The sequence below is a fragment of the Coxiella endosymbiont of Amblyomma nuttalli genome (assembly GCF_018107685.1).
Lineage (GTDB): Bacteria > Pseudomonadota > Gammaproteobacteria > Coxiellales > Coxiellaceae > Coxiella.
Window position 1 is genome coordinate 206921 of the sequence record NZ_CP064834.1, and the last position, 21104, is coordinate 228024.

The window sequence follows — 21104 nt, forward strand, 5'->3', positions numbered from 1 at the left end:
GGTGAGTGATGAAAAAAGTTGTCCCCTTCACTATCCCTAAAAGACCGCGAAGGTAACATGAAAAGATGTACATAATATCTCATTAAATAACCCTGCAGAAGACGGGACTTCGTCCTAAATCTCTGATTTTGGAGAGAGATACGAGGAGGCTATGAATTATAAGGCTTTATATTCACAATAAAGGAGCAAAATGAACTTACATGAGTACCAGTCAAAACACCTATTAAAAAAATATGCTATCCCTGTGCCTAAGGGTGAAGTGGTTTTTAATCTTGATGCTGCTATTGATGTAGCTAGAAAGATTGGCGGTGACCGTTGGGTGGTCAAAGCGCAGGTACATGCCGGTGGTCGGGGAAAAGCAGGTGGTGTGCGCTTAGTGAAAGGAAAAGAAGAATTAAAAGAAGCGGTTAATGCTTTATTAGGTAAACGATTAGTAACTTCTCAAACAGATAAACATGGGCAGCCAGTCAATCAAGTGCTTATTGAAAAAACTTCCAATATTGTCAGTGAATTTTATTTAGGTGCTGTTATAGATTGTGTATCCCAGCGTATTATTTTTATGGTTTCAAGCGAAGGTGGTATTGAAATTGAGCAAGTAGCTACAGAGTCACCAGAAAAAATATTGAAAATCATCATAGATCCTTCTATTGGATTACAACCTTTTCAATGCCGTAAATTATTTTTTAGTCTACATTTAGACCCTAAATACATGCATGATTTCACTACTATTTTAATGAGTTTATACCGATTGTTTATCGAACGAGATTTGAATTTATTAGAAATTAATCCGTTGATTATTACAGATACTGGTAAATTGATTTGCTTGGATGCAAAATTAAATGTTGATGATAACGCACTTTATCGTCAGGCTGAATTGCACGAAATGTACGATACCAGTCAGGAAAATAAATATGAAACGCTGGCACAGCAATGGGCATTAAGCTATATCAAACTGGATGGTAATATTGGTTGTATGGTTAACGGTGCAGGCCTTGCCATGGCTACGATGGATCTCATTAAATTAGTGGGTGGTGAGCCAGCTAATTTTCTTGATGTAGGTGGAAACGCTACGAAAGAACGCGTAGCGGAAGCCTTTAAGATCATTGTATCAGATAAAAACATTAAAGGAATTTTAGTCAATATTTTTGGTGGCATTGTTCGGTGCGACCTAATTGCCGATGGTATTGTTAGTGCTATGAAAGAAGTAGGCGTTGATGTACCTGTTGTGGTTCGTCTAGAAGGTAACAATGCGCAATTAGGTACGAAAAAACTCATAGGTAGCAGTATGAATATTATTGCTGCAAAAAATTTTGTTGATGCAGCAGAACGAATCGTCAATCAAGTAAAGGCGACAACATAATGAGTATATTAATTAACAAAGAAACAAAAGTTATTTGTCAGGGGTTCACAGGTAAACAGGGTACTTTTCATTCAGGAGAAGCAATAAAATATGGTACAAAAATGGTTGGTGGAGTCACACCTGGCAAGGGCAGTCAATCGAATTTAGATTTACCTGTATTCAATAGTGTTCATGAAGCGGTTGAAAAAACAGGTGCTGATGCTACAGTGACTTTTGTTCCTGCGCCTTTCTGCAAAGATTCTATTTTTGAAGCGATCGATGCTGGAGTTCGGTTAATTGTTTGTATTACAGAAGGTATACCTGTACTTGATATGCTAGAAATCAAAGCTTATCTCCAACAACATCCCAAAGTCCGTCTTATTGGTCCAAATTGTCCAGGTATCATTACGCCAAATGAATGCAAAATTGGTATTATGCCTGGATATATTAATCAACGTGGTAAGGTGGGTATTGTATCTCGTTCTGGAACACTAACTTATGAAGCCGTGAATCAAACTACGCAATTGGGCTTTGGTCAAAGTACTTGTGTGGGTATCGGTGGTGACGTTATCCTTGGCACCAACTTCGTTGATATTTTAGAGCTCTTTGAAAAAGATTCACAAACAGAGGCGATTATTATGGTGGGTGAAATTGGTGGAATAGCGGAAGAAGAGGCGGCTGCATTTATCAAATCTAATGTGACAAAACCTGTTATCTCCTATGTTGCTGGTGTGACAGCCCCTTTAGGCAAACGTATGGGTCATGCAGGAGCGATTATTACTGGCGGAAAAGGAACCGCTGCGAATAAATACACTGCCCTAGAATCCGCTGGTGTATTCACAGTAAAATCTCCTGCTGAAATTGGTAAGAGGGTTGCAGAGGTTACAGGTTGGTCGATCTTTTGACAAAGAAAGGGCTATTGTTGGTTGGAAAGCAAGTGTTAGTATTCTTACCTTAGGTCAAATCTTAATATATTCCTTTTACCTTTCGTTTATCCGATTTGCCATTATAATCTAAAAGATTGTGTTCAGCCATTATTCTCATTTTCATTAAGTTGCTTTTTCTGTGGAGGGAAGAAATGATTTCCTTCTATTTCTCTTATCCGTTTTTGATTCAATTTAGCAAGGCATTGAGTAATGGGATGTGTAGCGGATCATTATTACGGTGAGATTAAGATTGCTAGGAATGCTTTAGCCTGTCTCAAAAAACGATTCTTTATAAAGTGATTCTTTATGGGTTATGATCATTATATTGATTAAAATAACAAATCATAATTTTCTTTCCTTTACTTATATTCGACACGCTTTAATTGCTGCACTAATGTGTTCAAACCATGAAATCCTATCGCGACTAAATATGTCATTAATTGATTATACCATAAAGAAATATGAGCTCGTAAAGACCATTATGGTTTGTCATTTATTACAATGATTCCTAATAGATAGGACATCTTATCCCTAATGGTAATAAGATGGTAATAAGGCTATGCTTTCTGCTTCATACGTTCCCTTCATGAGAAGAAATTAGGGCAGAATTAGCATATTATGCCGTTGCGCGACATATTATGAAAGTGGATATTATAGTCAAGAGAAATTTTTTTGATCTCTAAGTAAGCTTATTTTAGGTACATGTCGTCAAGATAGCTAGCAACTTTTAAGATTAATAGTTTATAAAATAATCGATATGCTAATTAGTTTTTAAATTTTTAAAAATGAGATTTAGTAGCATGATCTACTGCAGATGATGTTGGCCAAAATTTAGGCGACGATAAAAAACCAACTAGGGTAATGACTTTTACAGCCATCCGTATTTGTCTAATCTATTATGCATTTTCGATTAGTAAAGTCGTTACTGATGTATAACGCTATTAGTGTTTTAGCCAGATTGGTGTTTTAACTAGGGTCGTTTTTTAACTGGATCTGATGTTTTTTTAAAGAGATATATAAAGAAGAGTAAAAATATTAATACACAGTAGCATCAAGTACAGTAGCATCAAGTAGTATTAATTCAGCTTTAGGTATAAAAATTCCCTATCCTTTTCCGCTAGTATGAATTCCCTTAATTTCTTCTTTTCTTAAAGTAAAAATCTCACAGCCATCTTTAGTGACTGCCAATGTATGCTCCCATTGAGCAGATAAACGACGATCTTTCGTGACGACCGTCCAGTGATTATTAAGTAATTTTACATGTCGCTTTCCGGCATTAATCATCGGTTCGATCGTAAATGTCATACCGGGCTCCAAAATAATTCCTGTACCAGGTTTTCCGTAGTGGAGAATTTGCAATTCTGGTTCGTGAAAAACACTGCCGATTCCATGGCCACAATATTCACGAACAACAGAATAATGATTTTTTTCAGCGTGTCTTTGAATAGCAGCGCCCACATCTCCTAGCTGTACCCCAGGTTTAATCATTGCAATTCCGATATAAAGACACTCCTGTGTCACACGAACTAAGCGTGCTGCATGCAAAGCAATTTTGCCAACGGCAAACATTTTGCTGGTATCGCCATGATAACTGTCTTTGAGCACTGTTACGTCGATGTTGATAATATCGCCTTCTCTTAATTTTTTTTCATTAGGAATGCCATGACAAACCACTTGATTAACGGAGGTACAAATGGATTTTGGAAAGCCCTGATAATTAAGGGGTGCAGGAATTGCCTGTTGTATTTCAGTGATATAATGATGACAAATTGTATTCAGCTCGTCAGTTGTTATTCCAGGCTTAACGTAAGGTTCAATCATTTCAAGTACTTCAGCTGCCATTCGTCCTGCTATACGCATCTTTTCCAGTTCTTCTGGTGTCTTAATTAGTAGCTGCATGTGGGAAGTATAGCCTTGTTCCTATGCTTCGTCTATGGTATAAACTCTGCGGCAAAGTACACACATCTATCAGCACATAATTTCGGGTGTCTGCTCTTGTGGCAGATCATTTTATAAGATAGGTATAGGCATGTTAATCCGGAGATATTGATGACTATGATAACCATGCGTCAAATGCTAGAGGCTGGCGTTCATTTTGGGCACCAAACTCAAAATTGGAATCCTAAAATGGAACCTTATATTTATGGATCTCATCAAAAGATCCACATTATTAATCTTGAAGACACCTTACTACTTTTTCATCATGCACTGAAATTCATAAAAAATATTGCTTCGAAGCGGGGAAAAATATTATTTGTAGGTACCAAATTTGCAGCACGTGAAATTATAAAGGAAGAAGCTACGCGTTGTGGTATGCCTTATGTAGATCATCGTTGGCTGGGGGGCATGTTGACCAACTATAAAACCATTCGTCAATCAATTAAACGCTTAAAAGCACTTGAGGAATGTATAGAAAACGAAGAAATTCTGATGGGTATGACGAAGAAAGAAATTTTGAATCTTATGCGTGAGAAAGAGAAACTTTCAGCTAATTTATCTGGTATTAAAAATATGGGCAGCTTACCCGATATATTGTTTGTTGTCGACGCTGGCCATGAAAAAATTGCTATTAAAGAAGCTAATCGTTTAGGAATTCCCGTTGTTGCAATCGTCGATACAAATGCCAATCCAGATAATATCGATTATGTAATTCCAGGTAATGACGATGCTATTCGCGCCATTCGCCTTTATTGTGAGGTAGTGGCAGATGCTATTATCGATGCTCAAAGTGCTTTGAAATCGGAGAAGGAAGAACGATTAAAAGAAAAGGAAAGCACTAAAGTGAAAATGACCGTTAAGACAGTCGTCACTAAAAAGGCCAAAGTAACAGAAGGGGAAACCGCTGAAAGGACATTAGAAAAAGTACTAACGGAACCGAACAGTCAACTGTCAGAGATTCAGAAAAAAAAGCTATAAAATTAGCAATAGAAGAAATAATAATCTAGGAAGGTACAAATGAAGCAAGGATAGGAATCTAAATAAACATGTTATCACTTTAATTATTTTATGAGACCGACAACAACAGCGAAACCCAGAAAACATCGAGCTTAGTAACTTAGATTTTGTTGGCTAATCATGAAACGAAATTGGATGATGTGTAATATTATGGAGTATGATTAATGACAACAATTACAGCAGCTATGGTAAAAGAATTACGTGACCGTACGAACGCTGCAATGATGGCTTGTAAAAAAGCTTTACAAGAATCTAATGGTGATTTAGAGGAAGCGATTGACATTTTGCGTAGAATTGGTGCAGCAAAGGCAGTTAAATGGGCAAATAAAACAGCTGCGGAAGGTATGGTCATCATTGCCATTAGTTCTGATCAAAAAAAGGCCTTTATGGCAGAAGTCAATAGTGAAACCGATTTCGTTGCGCGTGATGCTAGCTTTGTTCTGTTTACTGAGAATATAGCAAAACGTGGATTAGAGAAGAACATAGAAGATGTGGCTTCATTATTAGCGTTGCCAGTAGATTCTCATACCTTATCTACTATTGATGATGTAAGAATAGAACTCATCAATAAGGTTGGTGAAAATATCCAAATCCGCCGTGTCGCTTTTTTATCTGCAAAGGATGGTATAGTGGGACATTATCGTCATGGCAGTCGTATTGGTGTTTTAGTCACACTTGATTCCAGTAGTAAATCCACTTTGCCAAAAAGCATTGCTATGCATATTGCAGCTTTTCAACCACAAGCGATTAGTATCGATCAAGTACCTGCAGCATTTTTAAAAAAGGAAAAAAAAAATTTGTTAGCTCAAGCCAAAAAAAGTGAAAAACCTGCAGACATTATCGAAAAAATGGTTACTGGACAGTTAAATAAATTATTGAAGGAAGTTAGCTTAGAAGAGCAACCATTTATCATGGATTCCAAAATTTCTGTTGGTGATTTATTGAAGTTGGAAAAGGTGAAGGTATGTGAATTTATTCGCTTTGAAGTTGGCGCAGGCATCGAAAAAAAAACACGGAATTTTGCCAGCGAAGTGATGGCGCAAGTGCAAAGGAATCGTTAATGAGCGATGGATCTCAACCGCTTTATCGACGTCTCCTTCTGAAGATAAGTGGAGAAGCGCTTGTATGGGAAGGCTCTCACGCAATCGACCCTTGTATTTTAAGTCGTATAGCTAAAGAAGTTGCTCAGGTATACCAATTAGGTGTTCAAATCGCAATTGTGATTGGAGGAGGTAATTTCTTTCGCGGTGCGGCATTACAAAAAGCCGGTATCAATCGGATTACGGGTGATTATATGGGTATGCTAGCGACGTTGATGAACGCATTGGCTTTGCATGATGCTTTTGAGTATTCCAACTTGCCAGTTCGAATTTTATCAGCGATTCCGATGACAGGAGTTGCTGATACTTTTCATCGTAGAAAGGCGATTCACCATCTACAACAAGGGAGAGTCGTCATCTTTGCGGCGGGAACCGGAAATCCTTTAGTAACTACAGATTCTGCGGCGAGTCTACGAGGCATTGAGATAGGTGCTGATGTAGTATTAAAAGCCACAAACGTTGATGGTGTCTATTCTGAAGATCCCGCAAAAAATCCAGCAGCAAAATTATATAAACATTTAACTTATCAAGAGGCTTTAGAAAAAGAACTGGCTATCATGGACTTAGCAGCCTTTTGTCAATGTCGGGATCACAATATGTCTTTGCGTATTTTTAATATTCATAAAGCAGGAACGTTGCTTCGCGTTATCCTGAATAAAGAAGAAGGTACATTAGTTGATCGAGGATGATATTTTTAGATTTGTTAAAATAAGTATTGTGAAGAGGAATACCATATGATTAACCATATTATCAATAATTCAAGGTTACGCATGGAAAAAAGCGTAATAGCGCTAAAAACGGAACTATCAAAATTAAGGACGGGTCGTGCACATCCCAGTTTACTTGAACACATCAAAGTGAACTATTACAACGTCAATATGTCGCTTAATCAAGTCGCAACAATCGTGATTGAGAATTCTCATATACTAGCAGTAAATCCATGGGAAAAAAATATGGTGGAATTAATTGAGAAGTCGATTAAGAAATCTGATTTGGGATTAAATCCAGTGACCGTTGGCACAGTGATCCGTGTTCCGCTTCCATCACTTACAGAAGAGCGTCGTAAGGAGCTCAGTCGAATCGTCCGTCATGAAGCAGAAAAGGCGCGTGTGGCGGTGCGAAATATTCGGCGCGAAGCAAATAACGAATTAAAAAAATTATTGCAAGAAAAAGAAATTAGCGAAGATGAAGAACGTTATGCACAAAATAGCATTCAGAAATTAACGAATATACAAGTTGCGGCAGTAGATAAAATGGCTTCTCAAAAAGAAGCAGATTTAATGCGATATGATAAATAAAAATGAAACTCATTCGTTGCCTCAACATGTAGCAATTGTAATGGATGGTAATGGACGTTGGGCTAAGTGTCGTGGATTGCCACGTATGGCTGGCCACCAGGCGGGCGCTAAAGTGGTTCGTCGTGTGGTGGAGCATGTAGCAGAAAGAGGTGTAAATATCTTAACCCTTTTTGCTTTCAGTCTTGAAAATCTGGCACGTCCGCAGTCAGAAGTAAAATTTTTAATGTCTTTATTTTTGGATTCCTTAGAAAGTAATACAGAAGCGCTTCATAGAAATAACGTACAACTGCGCATCATTGGTGATCATCAGGATTTTAACGAAAAGCTGATATCGCAAATTTATTCTTCCCAAGAACTCACGAAAAATAATTCAGGTTTGAAACTCATTATCGCTCTTAATTACAGTGGTCGTTGGGATATTGTAGAAGCCGCACGTCGGATAGCAAAAAAAATAGAAAATCAAGAAATTCACCCTGACTCTGTAACAGCTGATTTGTTTCATCAACAATTATGCTTGAGTGATTTACCCGATCCTGATTTATTGATTCGCACTAGTGGTGAACAACGGTTGAGTAATTTTATGTTATGGCAATTTGCCTACACAGAATTTTTTTTTAGTCCAATTCATTGGCCTGATTTTAATCCTAAAATACTTGATGAAGCCCTAGCATTTTATCGCACCCGACAACGTCGTTTTGGTTTAACACCGGAACAGGTTGCAAAACAACATGTTTGAACATCGGTTTTTAACTCTATTGGTATTAATTCCCATTATTCTGTTAGCTATTGAGTTTTTACCAATGCCGTGGTTTGCGATTTTAGTGGGTGTAGTGATTGCATGGGCGGCGTGGGAATGGACTAGATTGATAGGCATAATAAATCATTATAGCCGTGGATTATACGTTCTTTTGATCGCCTTGGCACTTTGGGCTGTCTATTATTTATCAGTTTTTTGGATACTAGCAGCTTCATTGGTGATTTGGATATGGATCGCAGCCGCCATTTTTTGTTATGCGCTTGGTTTTGCTCCGTTGGGCTTTCAGTATTCAATGATTAAAATTGTCGTGGGGTTTTTTACACTGGTACCTTGTTGGTTAGCCATTACTGTTTCGCATGAAAATGTTGGTGGTCCTGGATGGTTATTATTTGGTTTTACAGTAGTTTGGACAATGGATACAGGAGCTTATGTTGCTGGTCGGTGGTTGGGAAAGCATACTTTAATTACTCGCGTCAGTCCCAAAAAAACCTGGGAGGGATTATTGGGTGGTATTATTTCTACATTTCTCATAGTTGCTGTGGCATGTGTTATCTTCCATCTGCCCTTCAGTCACGTCTTCCGTTTCTATCTGCTCACCCTATTTACTATCGTTTTTGCTGTTATTGGTGATCTTTTTGAAAGTATGATTAAACGTCAAGCTGGTGTTAAAGATTCCGGACAGTTATTACCTGGCCATGGCGGCATTCTTGATCGTATCGATAGTGTTATTGCGGCATTGCCAGTTTTTGTTCTATGTTCTTTGCTGATTGATTATATCCACCAATAAACGTCTCTAGTTTATTCACATCATGCTTGTAAAAGCAGGAAACTAAGAAACCGATTATTGTTAGGTTATTCTTTCTTCTAAATTTTAGTCGCCATAGAGTGATAGGCTTTAATTCTTATCTGTTTATGATTAAGTGATAATTACATATGGCATTGTACAAGTTTTGTCTGCTCCTCTATATTTTTTATGACACATTCTTTAAGTTTTTTAAAGCAATCTTTAAAGCAAGATCTAGCCAAGGTGTAAAAATTTCGGCATGTTGTTTAAGTTCTCTTTCTAAGTCATAAATGCTAATCCAACGAACAGCACTGATTTCATTTTTATTAAAATGAATAATGGTTTCATTCGTTCTAAACCCTACTAAAACATGGTCGTACTCATTTTCGATTAAATGGTCTACTGGTGCTGTATATCGAAATTTTCCCACTTTTTGTAAAGGAATTTTTAAACCTATTTCCTCATACAATCGTCTTTGACTAGCGATAACGATATCTTCTCCAGGTTGAGGATGACTACAACAAGTATTGCTCCATAGAGCACCACTGTGATATTTATCTGGATGACGTTGCTGCAGTAACAGTTGCAGCTCATCATTTTTTCGTGAAAAAATAAAAATGGAGAAAGCACGATGCAACTTTCCTTCACGATGGGTTTTCATTTTTTCTTCGGTTCCAATAATACGATCGTTTTCATCGACTAGCATCACGTGCTGTTTACTTATCATGGCTTATTTTCAAATGGGTAAATAATCTCGACATAGGGGAAATGTTGTTTTACTTTCTCTTCTTCTGATTTTAAAAATAATAACTTAATATTTGGTCCTGCATCTTGTGTAAAGTAAAGAACTAAACCATTTTCTCGGAGCTTCCATATTTTTTGCATACATTTGATTGTGTTAGGTGAAGAATACAAAAGCGGTGGCCATGCAGCAAGCATGGTAGCGTGCATAGCTAAAGCGTTTGATTCAGCTATTTTTCCTAGTAAATTAAAGTCTTTTTCTGCAATCGATTTTTTTAAAAGTAAGAGATCGTGAGTAACTTTTTCAGGCCACGATGAATAAAGAGCAGAGCTTATGACTGTGCGTTTCATTCCTTCGCGGGAACTAATAGATTTTTGTTGATTTGTGATAGTACAAAGACCAATACCAAATTCAGGCCAGGTTTCTTTAACAGGTTGTGCATAGCTATCCATGCCATCAGGATCTCTACCGCATAGCCATTCTACAAATCCATCAAAAATTGAACGACAAGCGCTCCCACTACCCAGGCGAGCTAAAATAGAAAGGTATTTTTTATCTAATTGCCAGCCAAAAAAATCATCGAAAGCCTTCACGATAGCTGCATAAGTAGAAGCAGAAGAAGCGAAACCAGCAGCAAGTGGAATATTAAAATTTAATTCTAATTGGTAAGCTTTTTTGGTGAGGAAACTAAATTCATCTAAAAAAGACAAAAGATATTTGGCAGGTATAGCTTCTAAGTTCAGGGATTGGTCATTAATAATTAATTTATGTTGCTGATTTGAAGATAATGAAATTTTTGCTAACGTTCCCTTGTTATTTAATGAAATGGATAAGCTTGAGGTAATAGGTAAGTTTAATTCTAGGTTCCGTTTTCCCCAATATTTACATAAAGCAATATTTGCAGGTGCAAATGCGCATCCGAAAAGCTGAACGGGAGTTTTCGATTGGTGATCAAGTAATTGTGGAAAAATTTCTTCACGCCTCATTAGTACTGATTCCCTCCGGCGTAACAGTCAATGAAATTTGTTTTATACCAATATTTTTATCACTAGCATTTTTTGGAAATATATTTGATGACAGCGTGCCTACGCCAATTGCACAATCACCCAAGCCTGAGCCAGATATTTTAGCACCAAAAATAGACGGTTTTTCACGCAATTGCTTAATCAAGCTATCTAAAATTTTATTATTCACTCCTAAAGTGGTCATCAATTTTTGACCTTCGTTCAGTAAATGCCCAAGTGCTTGCCAATCACTAGTATTGATAATACTAATCGCATTCAATGCTAGTTTGTTCATTTTTTCATCTATGTCTTGATAAAAAGTAGGTTGCTGACGACGTCGCATATTTACAATATTGATAGCTTGCTTTGTCGATAGTTTTTTACCAGAATAAATAGCCACTATGGGTGGCCTGTTTTTAAGTGGCATAACGTGCAATGGATGATTGCGAAAAGCAATCACACCGCCGTAGATACTGGCCGCACAATCGGCACCTGATCCTTGACCTTGCACAGCTCTAATAACGTTCATTGCCTCTTGCCATAAATTTTGTTTTGTCAGTGGTGTTTTCAGCCAAGCATTTAGAGCAACCAATAATGTTACGGTAGCAGCAGCAGAACTGCCTAGGCCAATAGCATTTGGTAGATCCGATTTAATTATTACGTTGCAACCTGTCAATAGTTTTTTTGAAGCTAAAGCTGTTAAAACAAATTCGAAAGGGGGTAAAGGTCGTAGTTGACGGAGATTAGTTGTCAGTTTTCCCAAAGAGGAATGGATATAAATAATGTCGTCGTTGCGAGGTATGAGAGATACCGAAATAAATTTATCAACAGCTGCGACAATAGCTGTTTTGTTATTAAGCACAGCATATTCACTAAGCAACATTAAACTTCCGGGCGCCTTTGCTTTATACAACATGAGTTCCCTGGTTATCGGTTTGAATGGAAATTAGTGAGTAACCGTATTGTCGGGACAAATCAATCAGAGGATTATCAGTTATTACCAGTACTGCCCCTCCATTATTACCGCGTACACTACCGGCACCACAAATTTTTGCAGCGCCACCAATTTTTTCTATATCTACAATAAAAGCATTGATTTTATCAGGGACGACACCAATGGTTCGTAATAAGTGGTGGTTTTGGCGGATGCAGTTTTTTATTTCTGCTCGATCCTCATTTTGTAAAGCTTTATCAAGCGCATTCGTAACGGCGGAAAAATCGTTGCCGATAGAGCTTCTCTTAAAAAAAGAAGCAACTTGTGAAACACATTCCCCGCTGCTGCTTTTTGGCTGACCGGTTCGTACTAATTGTACGGCAAAATCAGGAAAAGTGCGTTTTTCAAAGGTGCCTTTTTCATAGCGTAAACAACCACCATGATAAACAGTATGTACGTCGAGGCCACTAGAATAACCATGTTGTAAATTTTCCGATTCGATACCTAGCATTAAATAATCTTCTAACTTTAAATTAATATTAAGGAATTGGGTGAGGGCATAAATTAAACTAACAACGCTCGCCGCCGAAGATCCCATGCCATATCCCACAGGGATGTTAGAATTCGTAACGATATCAATCCCTGTTGGTAATTTGTTTTTTAGGCGATCGAGCACATTGATAAAAGTGAAAAGCGATAATTCAAACGGTTTTTGTAATACTTCGCGAATATTCAGATGACCAGAACAGTATTGATCATATTGGTTTTTGAGTTTTCTTTTTAATTTTCGAAGCGTTTGCAAGGTAATTTGTCGACGAAAATTGATCCCCATAAAATAAAAAGAAAAATGTAAAGGTAATAATGTCCATCGTACGGTGACTTCCATATAACGATTAATGGCGACTGCTAATGCTGGATATCCATACACTACTGCATGTTCACCGGAAATAATTAATTTAGCGGGTGTTCTTGTTTTTAAAAAGTTTTTTTCCATTTTTATCCCATTGTTAGTTGGCAAGTTGTTACATTGACACAATATTCATCAATTCATGGGATGATGCGGATGGGATGATGCGAAATGCTTATTTAGCATATTTCCTGTACGTTCAAATTTTTCATGTGCGTGTATCAACTCTCCAGGATTTGTTTGGGCAGCTAGTAATGACAATTCGCCACACCATACTGTTGCAGCAACAATAATTGCTAATCTTCGTGCATTTTGACCAATTTCTAGGTTATCCAGACAACCTAATAACTCTAGGTACTGTTTCGCAAAATTATAGTGCTTTCCATTACCGACGGTACCAACGATAATGTTGGGTAGGGTAACAGAAAAATAAAGATCGCCGTTGTTACGAAGCTCTGCGTGAGTAAATCCTTGAGAGCCTTCGACAATATTAGCAACATCTTGCCCTGTTGCAAGATAAACTGCATACAGCAAATTAGCGAAGTGAGCATTCGCAGTGCGTAAACTTCCGGATATTATAGATCCTATGAGATTTTTTTTGATGTGAAGATTAACAATCGCTTCAGGAGTTGTTTTTAGTCGTTCTTGACAAATTTTAAAAGGAATCATCATATCAGCAATAACATATTTTCCGCGACCGAGTATTCCATTAATAGCAGAAACTTTTTTATCGACGCAAATATTTCCGGAAATAGAAACATATTTCAATTGATGATACTTTTTGAGCATCCAATCAATGACGGCATCGGCTGCTTTAGTGAGCATATTATGTCCTGCAGCATCTCCAGTGGTGGCTTCAAGTCGCAAGAACAGAAGATTACCGACCACTTGAGTATGCCAGTTTATATTCCGGCAAAAACGGCTAGTGTTTGAGGCGACTGCAGTGATAGCCCTATTATCATCATTAAGAAGATCATCTAGAACTGTTTTTACTATATTCGCATCTGATCCTTCGAGAAGAATGGAGCGGGTCATTCGGTCGTCAAGAATAAGACAATGGAGCCCCCTACAACGTCTAGTGACGCTTGCACCACGATTGGTCGAAGGCCATATAGGAGTTTCAAATGTGGCCAGTGGAACTGTAACTTCAGTTTTTACTTCAGGACCGATAATTTTAATTGGTCCAATACTTTTTACAGGTACAGGTATGGTTTTCATGTCACGCATGATACACAAACAAGAAAAACAATACTACCTAAAGCACTTTGTGTAGCACAATGCCGTTATCCAATTTCGCATCTGTGCAAATACTAAGTAGTTATGAAATTGAGTAATAGAATTTTAAATAGATCTGAAGAATCGCAAGAAGGTTAATTGTATTCTCAGTATTTAGTTTATTTGCATCTTTACTTAATTTTTCCAACTATAGGCCTAAACAATGAAGCTCCAAATTATTAATATAATGGGCCGTACATTTTTTACATAAACAAAAACTTTCATAAAGCGTACGTGTTTTTGATCTCCAAAATAGCGAAAATTTTGCAGCTATCCAATTTGTTACCAATCAGGTGATGGAGATATTCGTTTATCTTACTCAACCGTAATAAGATAGATTTCTAAATCTTCTTTATCTTCTTTATAGCATGACTGCTTTAATATCGATCTTCTGGTGATGTAATTGAAAGCTCTTGGACTACACAGTTTAAAACCAAGAAATGTAAAAATTAAATTTTGATTAAATCTCGTAGGTTTTAAAGGATGCATCTGAATCAATTCTAAAGAATTATCTTAAAAAGCTTTATTGGTAAGTATTTAAAAGGGATGACGTGTAAACTGTAGTATGGTGATTGATATTTCCAGTTCTTAGGAACTATGTAAAAGAAACTCCACTCAAATTTTTATTCTCTAGCGGATGTATTTGGGAAAGAAGTCTTTTAGAAAAGACTGAAATCAAGCAGAGTAAAATAATTTCATTGTGCATCAGAGGATAAATAAATTATTTTCAAGTTTATTGCTTATAAAACGAACCAGTTTCGTAATTTAATATTTAAGGATATGAAGTAAATGAAGAGCGATGATGAAATGTTTATTGAGAGAACATGTTGATTTGAGTGCAATCTTGAATCTGTATAAACACAGGAAATGCGATAGCAACAAGCTGCCCGGATTTTGATTCTATGTCTCTAAATAATAAAACCTCTTATTAATTAAGAAGTAATAGAGACATATGTAGATACCAACTAAGTTGATTATGTAAAGTTGCATAATTATAAAGCAAAATTCTTGCTATAAAAATATGAGATTTGTGAGCATAGTAGATATTTAAAGGGATGGATAATCGTACATTGAATGTTATAATCCTTCTATTTTTATTTCAGCACGAAAGGATTAACAAGTACAGGACTAAGGAAGGATAAGAAATACCCGAAAAAGGTTACCTCATTGCATGGCATTTCGTAAATATTTTCTCTTTACAGTTATAGTTGGATTATTTGGATTATTCACTTTTTTTCTTTCTTTTAGTACGACAGCCTATGGTTTTATTATTCACTCCATGCAGATTCAAGGACTGAAACGAATTTCATCAGAAATGGTTTGTAGTTACCTTCCTATTCATAAAAATCAAGAATATACACAAAAAAAAGGACAACAAATCCTTCGGATGTTATATAAAATGGGTTTCTTTACTGATGTTCGCCTAAGCCATAGAGGAGATGCTTTAATTATTGCGTTGAAAGAACGTCCTATTATAAGTTTGATTTGTATTAATGGAAATAAAGCTATTGCCTCTAAAAAAATACAATCTGTATTAAATGTACTCAATGTTTCGAAAGGGCAGCCTTTTAATCCTAGTATCCTGAATGAAATTAAACAAGGGTTGCAGCAACAATACGGTGCGATGGGTTATTATGCGGCCAATGTTTCCACAAAACTAATTAAAGAAAGACATAACCGCGTGATGCTTCATATTAATGTGAATGAAGGCAGCATCGTCACAGTCCATTCAATTCAGTTTATAGGTAAGCATACTTTTAGTAGTAGAACTTTACGCCATCAATTTCAATTAACGACGTCTGGATTTTTTACCTGGATTTCTCACACTGATCGTTATTCTCAATTTAAGTTAGAAAATGATTTGCAGCATTTAACTAATTTTTATTTAAATCATGGTTACTTACGTTTTCACATTGTCTCTCAACAAGTGAAATGGTTATTAAACAAAAAAAGCGTTAATATTACCCTTCATCTTGATGAAGGACCTATTTACCGAATCAGTGGATATTCTATTGGTGGAAAAGTTTTTGGCTTTAAAGATCGACTTTATAAATTAATCACCTTAAAATCAGGTGATATATTTTCTCGTCAGAGAATTATTGATATCAACACAGCTATTAGCAATTTTCTTTCGGATCGTGGATATGCTTTTGCGAAAGTGATTATTATTTCGACTATTAATAACCAACAAAATGTAGTTTATTTGAATTTTAATGTGATTCTTGGTAGACGTATTTATGTACGACGCATTAATTTCTCTGGGAATCAGCGTACTGACCAAGAAGTATTACGACGGGAAATGCGTCAATATGAAAGTAGTATTTATTCATTATCGAAAATTGAAGAATCGAAGCGTCGATTGGAATTATTAGGTTATTTATCAGATGTTAAGTATACCTTACAACCAATATCTGGTTCACCTAATCAAGTGGATTTAAATTTTCAGGTGAAAGAAGTCGCTATTGGTCGTGCTAGCATTCAGGGTGGATACTCGGATATTTATGGGTTTTTGTATGGGGTAAATATCTCTGAGGCTAATTTTATGGGCACAGGAAAACATGTTTCTATTGGTTTCCAAAATAGCCAATATCAACAATATTACTCTATTTCTTATAATAATCCATACTACACAACCTATGGTTTACAACGAAATTTCTCTATCTATTATTCACGTATTAAGCCAAATAATAAGCTTAATTTGGCTTCTTATTTAGAAGATGGTTATGGCGCAGATATAACTTATACTTACCCCATTTCAGATCGTAATTCTATTGGTTTTGGCTATGGACTTAAGCATATTTTTATTAGTCAGGTAGATGTTACTATTGCTGCGCCGAGTTTATTATCGTTTCTAGGAACAACTAACGGTGTCCAAAATACTAAGAGCGATTACAATCAGATTAAATTAACGGGTGGATGGACTTATAATGGTCTTGATAGAGCTATTTTTCCGACGCAAGGACTGTATACAGGTATTGACCTGGATGTAGGTATTCCTGGTTTTAAATCGAGTTTAGGATATTATTTGGTGACGTATACTGGGAGATATTACCAGCCCATTGCTCGTGGGTTTATTTTAAATTTATTAACCACTATAGGTTATGGGGATGGGTTTGGTCATGATCGCTTACCGTTCTTTAAAAACTTTTATGTTGGCGGTATTGGATCGGTTCCTGCTTTTGCTCCAAGTTCGTTGGGCCCTAAAAATCGCTATAATAGCTTCGGCGCTTTAGGGGGTAACTTGAAGGTCATTTTTGGCGCCCACTTGCTTTTACCTCAATTTATCAGCGATAAGGTACGTATCGCACTAGTATTTGACATGGGGAATGTATTTCAAGTGTCTCGTTTTCCGGGAGATATTGCTATTCCTGCTCGTGGTGGATCTTCAGATCCAGAAGCCAATTCGCGGCCTCAAATCATTCAAGATGATGTTTTTTCTTTGAAAAACCTTCGTCCCTCAATAGGCCTTGCAGTTGAGTGGTATACGCCATTGGCACCAATTGATTTCACGTTAGCATTTCCGTTAAACCATCAATCCGGCGACAACTTACAAGCATTCCAATTTTCTTTTGGTGTGAGTTTATAATAATTTCTATCTTCCATATGAAGTTACTGCTTAAGTTATACAACGACGAAATACTAGAGAACTAGAAAAATAAAATGGATTTTATGATGTCGTAAGCACAATAAGACTTCTTGGTTTCATTTAGGACCTGCACTATAATGTCCTACTCGCTATTTTAAGGAGAACCGTAATGATACAACGCTTGCTGGCCATTATTAGTTTAACAGTAGCGATGATTTGGAGTATTACTGCCGTTGCCCAAAATGTTGGGCTTGTTGATATGAGAAAAGTCTTTCAGGCCCTACCGCAGATTAAAAAAATTAATGCCAGTTTAGAAAGGCAATTTTTGTCACGACGAGAGAAAGTCATTAGATTAGGGAAATCCTTGCAAGATAATGTTAATAAATTGCAACGCAATGAATCTGTGATGAGTAAAAAAGAAATTGTAAGCTTACGTGATACTATTCAAAAACAAAGAAATCAACTACAAGAAGATCAGAGGCAATTTCAGCAAGCTCTGTTTACTGCTCAAAATAAAGCAATGGTTGGCTTTATGACGAGGATTACTGGTGTAGTAGAGAACATTGCTAAAAAAGAGAATCTCGATCTTATTTTACTTAAAGATACTGTGCTCTATACTAAAGACGGTAAAGATATTACTTCTGACGTTGTTTCTGCTTTAAAATAAACTTAGTATCGTGACTAGAGTTAAGCCCACTTATACATTAAATGAATTAGCAGCTGCTATCGGTGCTATAGTGCAGGGTGATGACAGTTGTAAGATTCATAATATTGCCCCTATCTCACATGCAAAAGCGGGTGAAATTAGTTTCTTGGCAGATCGAAAATACCAGAAATATTTAACGCGAACGCAAGCGTCTGCTATTTTACTTAACAAAAAATTAGCAGCTATTTGTCCCGTTAATGCGCTAGTGATGCAAAATCCGAAATTAGGTTTTATAAAATTATTGGCTCTCTTGCGACCTAAATCTTTACCTCCTGTAGGTATTCACCCTACCGCAATCATCGGTAAAAATTGCCAAATTCAACCCACTGTTTCCATTGGTCCTTATGTAGTTATTGCAGCGAATGTTGCTATAGGTGAACGAACTGTGATTGCTACTGGCACAAACATTGGACATGATAGCCAAGTTGGAGCGGACTGTTGTTTATATAGCCGAGTCACTTTGTATCACGAAACAATTTTAGGTGATCGTAATATTATTCATAGTGGCACAGTGATTGGAGCAGATGGATTTGGTTTAATGCGGGATGAAGGGCGTCGTCAATGGATAGGCATCCCTCAAGTAGGAAAAGTGGTTATAGGGGATGATGTAGAGATCGGCGCTAATACGACTATTGATCGAGGTGCGTTGGATGATACGATCATTGGCAATGGTGTTAAAATAGATAATTTGGTGATGGTAGGCCACAACGTTCGGATTGGTAATCATACAGCCATTGCTGGTTGCGCGGGTATTGCGGGAAGCACGACTATTGGTCGGCATTGTATGATTGGTGCTTCGGCTGGCCTTAATGGTCACATCACAATTTGTGATAATGTGATTATTACCGGTATGGGCATGATCCAAAAATCTATCACAAAGCCAGGCATTTATTCTTCAGGAACTGGTATGCAAACTAACCGAGAGTGGCGTAAAAGCGTAGTTCGATTTTGGCAGTTGGATGAATTAGCAAAACGTTTAAAACGATTGGAGAAATTTTTACAATGAGTATAGTGGATATCAATGAGATTAAAAAGTATATCCCCCATCGATATCCTTTTTTATTAGTCGATCGAGTGATGACGATGGAAAAACATAAGTCATTGGTAGCCATTAAAAACGTCACTGCTAATGAGCCTTTTTTTTCAGGACATTTTCCTATCCGACCAGTAATGCCTGGTGTATTAATTGTTGAAGCATTAGCCCAAGCTGGGGGTCTTTTAATCGTTAAATCTATTAATTTATCCGAATATCATAAGGATATTTATTTTTTTGCAGGAATAGATAAAGCTCGATTCAAACGCGTAGTGGAGCCGGGCGATCAATTGCAGCTAGAAATTCAGGTATTAAAATCAGGTCGTTTGTGGAAATTTACTGGTAAAGCAACAGTTGAGGGAAAATTAGCATGTGAAGCTAAATTTATGACAATTAAGGAGCCAAAAGAGTGATTGACGAGCGGGCTATTATTCATCCGACTGTAGAAATAGGCCAAGATGTAATTATTGGACCCTGGGCTTTTATTGGAGAAAACACTACTATTGGGGATGGTACCGAAATCAGCACTCATGTTGTAATCGGTAGAAACACAACACTAGGTCAAAAAAATAAAATTTATTCACATGCTTCTATTGGTTCTGATCCACAACACCTTGCCTATACAGCCGAAGAAGAGACATGGGTGGAAATAGGCAGCAACAATGTCATTCGAGAATTTGTCACGATCAATCGTGGTACAAAAGAAGGTTATCGGGTCACTCGTATTGGTAATAATAATTATTTAATGGCTTATTCGCACATCGCTCATGATTGTAAAGTGGGAAGTCATGTGATATTTGCCAATACAGCCTCTATTGCAGGGCACGTTGAGGTAGGGGATTACGCTAATTTAGGTGCTTTTTCCGGCGTTCATCAATTTTGCCGGATTGGTTCTTATTGTTTCTTGGGTCGTGCTACTAAAATTTATCAAGATATTTTACCTTATATGCTTGTAACCGGTAATCCTGGTGTACCAACGGGATTAAATACAGTAGGCCTACGTCGTCATGGCTTTAATACTGAAATAATGCGTTCGTTGAAGCGTGCTTTCCAGTTAATTTATCGGGATAACTTAAAATTAGACGAAGTTTGTATAGAGCTCGAAAAATTGGCTACTGATGTTCCAGAAGTGAATAATTTACTGGTTATGATTAATACTTCAACACGTGGCTTTGCACGCCATAATAATGAGTTCAATCGTGGCACGGATTGGGCTTGAATTCCGATGGCGTTTTTGAATGCGAAGAGTTATTAGTTTGTTAGAAATATCAATAATGCTGCAATTATTTCTGTGCCGACAATAACCATTCGTTGCATGATATAATTATTACTACTCAATTTCATTCTTGTCCTTTCATCCCTTTCATCTTACAGTGATATCTTAGTATGGAGCAAACTGGATTGTGATTTTGATACCTAACAACAGCAGTATAACATTTGTATGTTTCAACGACTGACAACTCATATTACTACCATGTGTTCCACTAGTTCTGTTAAATAAGTCTACTTGTTAACATTCTGAGAGAGAAAAGAATTTCTTGAGATTTCGAGATCCTAACTACTGATCTGACAAATAAATATTATTTTATTGATTTTAAGTAAATATCCGTCCTTCATTATTAAAGAGAGCGGATGACATATTATCTGATTGAATTTTTGTACTTGATACCATTGCGCCTGCAGTCATAGATACCACTTCGCTTTAATCACTGTAATTGCGATTTTTTTACAATAGGGATTGGAATAATAATATTCATT

The 21104-nt window shown here is 36.8% G+C and carries 18 protein-coding genes and 1 pseudogene; 13 read left to right on the forward strand and 6 right to left on the reverse strand.

Annotated features, from left to right (window positions below; genetic code table 11):
- Positions 1-190: 190 nt before the first annotated feature.
- The gene (gene sucC, locus CEAn_RS00685; protein ID WP_211923930.1) at positions 191-1360 is read left to right on the forward strand and encodes an ADP-forming succinate--CoA ligase subunit beta; all 1170 of its coding nucleotides are present in this window, start codon (positions 191-193) and stop codon (positions 1358-1360) included.
- The gene (gene sucD / locus CEAn_RS00690) at positions 1360-2244 is read left to right on the forward strand and encodes a succinate--CoA ligase subunit alpha (RefSeq protein WP_211923931.1); all 885 of its coding nucleotides are present in this window, start codon (positions 1360-1362) and stop codon (positions 2242-2244) included. Before sucC ends, sucD begins: the two co-directional genes overlap by 1 nt.
- A 1125-nt stretch (positions 2245-3369) precedes the next feature.
- Here the strand turns inward: sucD and map are convergent.
- On the reverse strand, positions 3370-4164 hold the full coding sequence (gene map, locus CEAn_RS00695; protein WP_211923932.1) for a type I methionyl aminopeptidase: 795 nt from the start codon (positions 4162-4164) through the stop codon (positions 3370-3372).
- A 150-nt stretch (positions 4165-4314) separates the two neighbouring features.
- Here map and rpsB point away from each other — a divergent pair, with 150 nt between their 5' ends.
- From rpsB to CEAn_RS00725, 6 genes are all read left to right on the forward strand, one after another.
- Positions 4315-5181 (forward strand): 30S ribosomal protein S2, encoded by an 867-nt coding sequence (gene rpsB, locus CEAn_RS00700; RefSeq protein ID WP_211923933.1) that lies wholly within the window; start codon positions 4315-4317, stop codon positions 5179-5181.
- 203 nt (positions 5182-5384) lie between these two features.
- A complete protein-coding gene (gene tsf / locus CEAn_RS00705; RefSeq protein WP_211923934.1) occupies positions 5385-6281 on the forward strand; it encodes a translation elongation factor Ts in 897 nt (298 codons plus the stop codon).
- The gene (gene pyrH / locus CEAn_RS00710; protein WP_211923935.1) at positions 6281-7009 is read left to right on the forward strand and encodes a UMP kinase; all 729 of its coding nucleotides are present in this window, start codon (positions 6281-6283) and stop codon (positions 7007-7009) included. Before tsf ends, pyrH begins: the two co-directional genes overlap by 1 nt.
- Before the next feature lie 45 nt (positions 7010-7054).
- On the forward strand, positions 7055-7618 hold the full coding sequence (gene frr, locus CEAn_RS00715; RefSeq protein ID WP_211923936.1) for a ribosome recycling factor: 564 nt from the start codon (positions 7055-7057) through the stop codon (positions 7616-7618).
- Positions 7608-8354: an undecaprenyl pyrophosphate synthase gene (uppS, locus tag CEAn_RS00720; protein ID WP_211923937.1), complete on the forward strand. Its 747-nt coding sequence runs from the start codon at positions 7608-7610 to the stop codon at positions 8352-8354. Before frr ends, uppS begins: the two co-directional genes overlap by 11 nt.
- The gene (locus CEAn_RS00725) at positions 8347-9162 is read left to right on the forward strand and encodes a phosphatidate cytidylyltransferase (RefSeq protein WP_244670087.1); all 816 of its coding nucleotides are present in this window, start codon (positions 8347-8349) and stop codon (positions 9160-9162) included. The genes uppS and CEAn_RS00725 overlap by 8 nt, the downstream gene beginning before the upstream one ends.
- A gap of 184 nt (positions 9163-9346) precedes the next feature.
- On the opposite strand, the gene idi is transcribed toward CEAn_RS00725, so the two are convergent.
- From idi to CEAn_RS00745, 5 genes and pseudogenes are all read right to left on the reverse strand, one after another.
- A complete protein-coding gene (gene idi, locus CEAn_RS03615; protein ID WP_244670088.1) occupies positions 9347-9865 on the reverse strand; it encodes an isopentenyl-diphosphate Delta-isomerase in 519 nt (172 codons plus the stop codon).
- A gap of 17 nt (positions 9866-9882) precedes the next feature.
- Positions 9883-10887 (reverse strand): diphosphomevalonate decarboxylase, encoded by a 1005-nt coding sequence (mvaD, locus tag CEAn_RS00730; protein ID WP_244670089.1) that lies wholly within the window; start codon positions 10885-10887, stop codon positions 9883-9885.
- On the reverse strand, positions 10877-11821 hold the full coding sequence (locus CEAn_RS00735) for a mevalonate kinase family protein (protein ID WP_211923939.1): 945 nt from the start codon (positions 11819-11821) through the stop codon (positions 10877-10879). The genes mvaD and CEAn_RS00735 overlap by 11 nt, the downstream gene beginning before the upstream one ends.
- Entirely contained in the window at positions 11811-12833 is a 1023-nt protein-coding gene (gene mvk, locus CEAn_RS00740; protein ID WP_211923940.1) for a mevalonate kinase, read from the reverse strand. The genes CEAn_RS00735 and mvk overlap by 11 nt, the downstream gene beginning before the upstream one ends.
- Before the next feature lie 48 nt (positions 12834-12881).
- A pseudogene (locus CEAn_RS00745) lies at positions 12882-13995 on the reverse strand (hydroxymethylglutaryl-coenzyme A reductase family protein).
- Between the two features lie 1197 nt (positions 13996-15192).
- Here CEAn_RS00745 and bamA point away from each other — a divergent pair.
- From bamA to lpxA, 5 genes are all read left to right on the forward strand, one after another.
- A complete protein-coding gene (gene bamA / locus CEAn_RS00750) occupies positions 15193-17607 on the forward strand; it encodes an outer membrane protein assembly factor BamA (RefSeq protein ID WP_211923941.1) in 2415 nt (804 codons plus the stop codon).
- 169 nt (positions 17608-17776) lie between these two features.
- Positions 17777-18274 (forward strand): OmpH/Skp family outer membrane protein, encoded by a 498-nt coding sequence (locus CEAn_RS00755; protein ID WP_211923942.1) that lies wholly within the window; start codon positions 17777-17779, stop codon positions 18272-18274.
- Between the two features lie 10 nt (positions 18275-18284).
- Positions 18285-19319 (forward strand): UDP-3-O-(3-hydroxymyristoyl)glucosamine N-acyltransferase, encoded by a 1035-nt coding sequence (gene lpxD, locus CEAn_RS00760; protein ID WP_211923943.1) that lies wholly within the window; start codon positions 18285-18287, stop codon positions 19317-19319.
- Complete coding sequence (gene fabZ / locus CEAn_RS00765; RefSeq protein WP_211923944.1) at positions 19316-19759, forward strand: 3-hydroxyacyl-ACP dehydratase FabZ; 444 nt, start codon at positions 19316-19318, stop codon at positions 19757-19759. The genes lpxD and fabZ overlap by 4 nt, the downstream gene beginning before the upstream one ends.
- Positions 19756-20565: an acyl-ACP--UDP-N-acetylglucosamine O-acyltransferase gene (lpxA, locus tag CEAn_RS00770; protein ID WP_211923945.1), complete on the forward strand. Its 810-nt coding sequence runs from the start codon at positions 19756-19758 to the stop codon at positions 20563-20565. Before fabZ ends, lpxA begins: the two co-directional genes overlap by 4 nt.
- Positions 20566-21104: the final 539 nt, after the last annotated feature.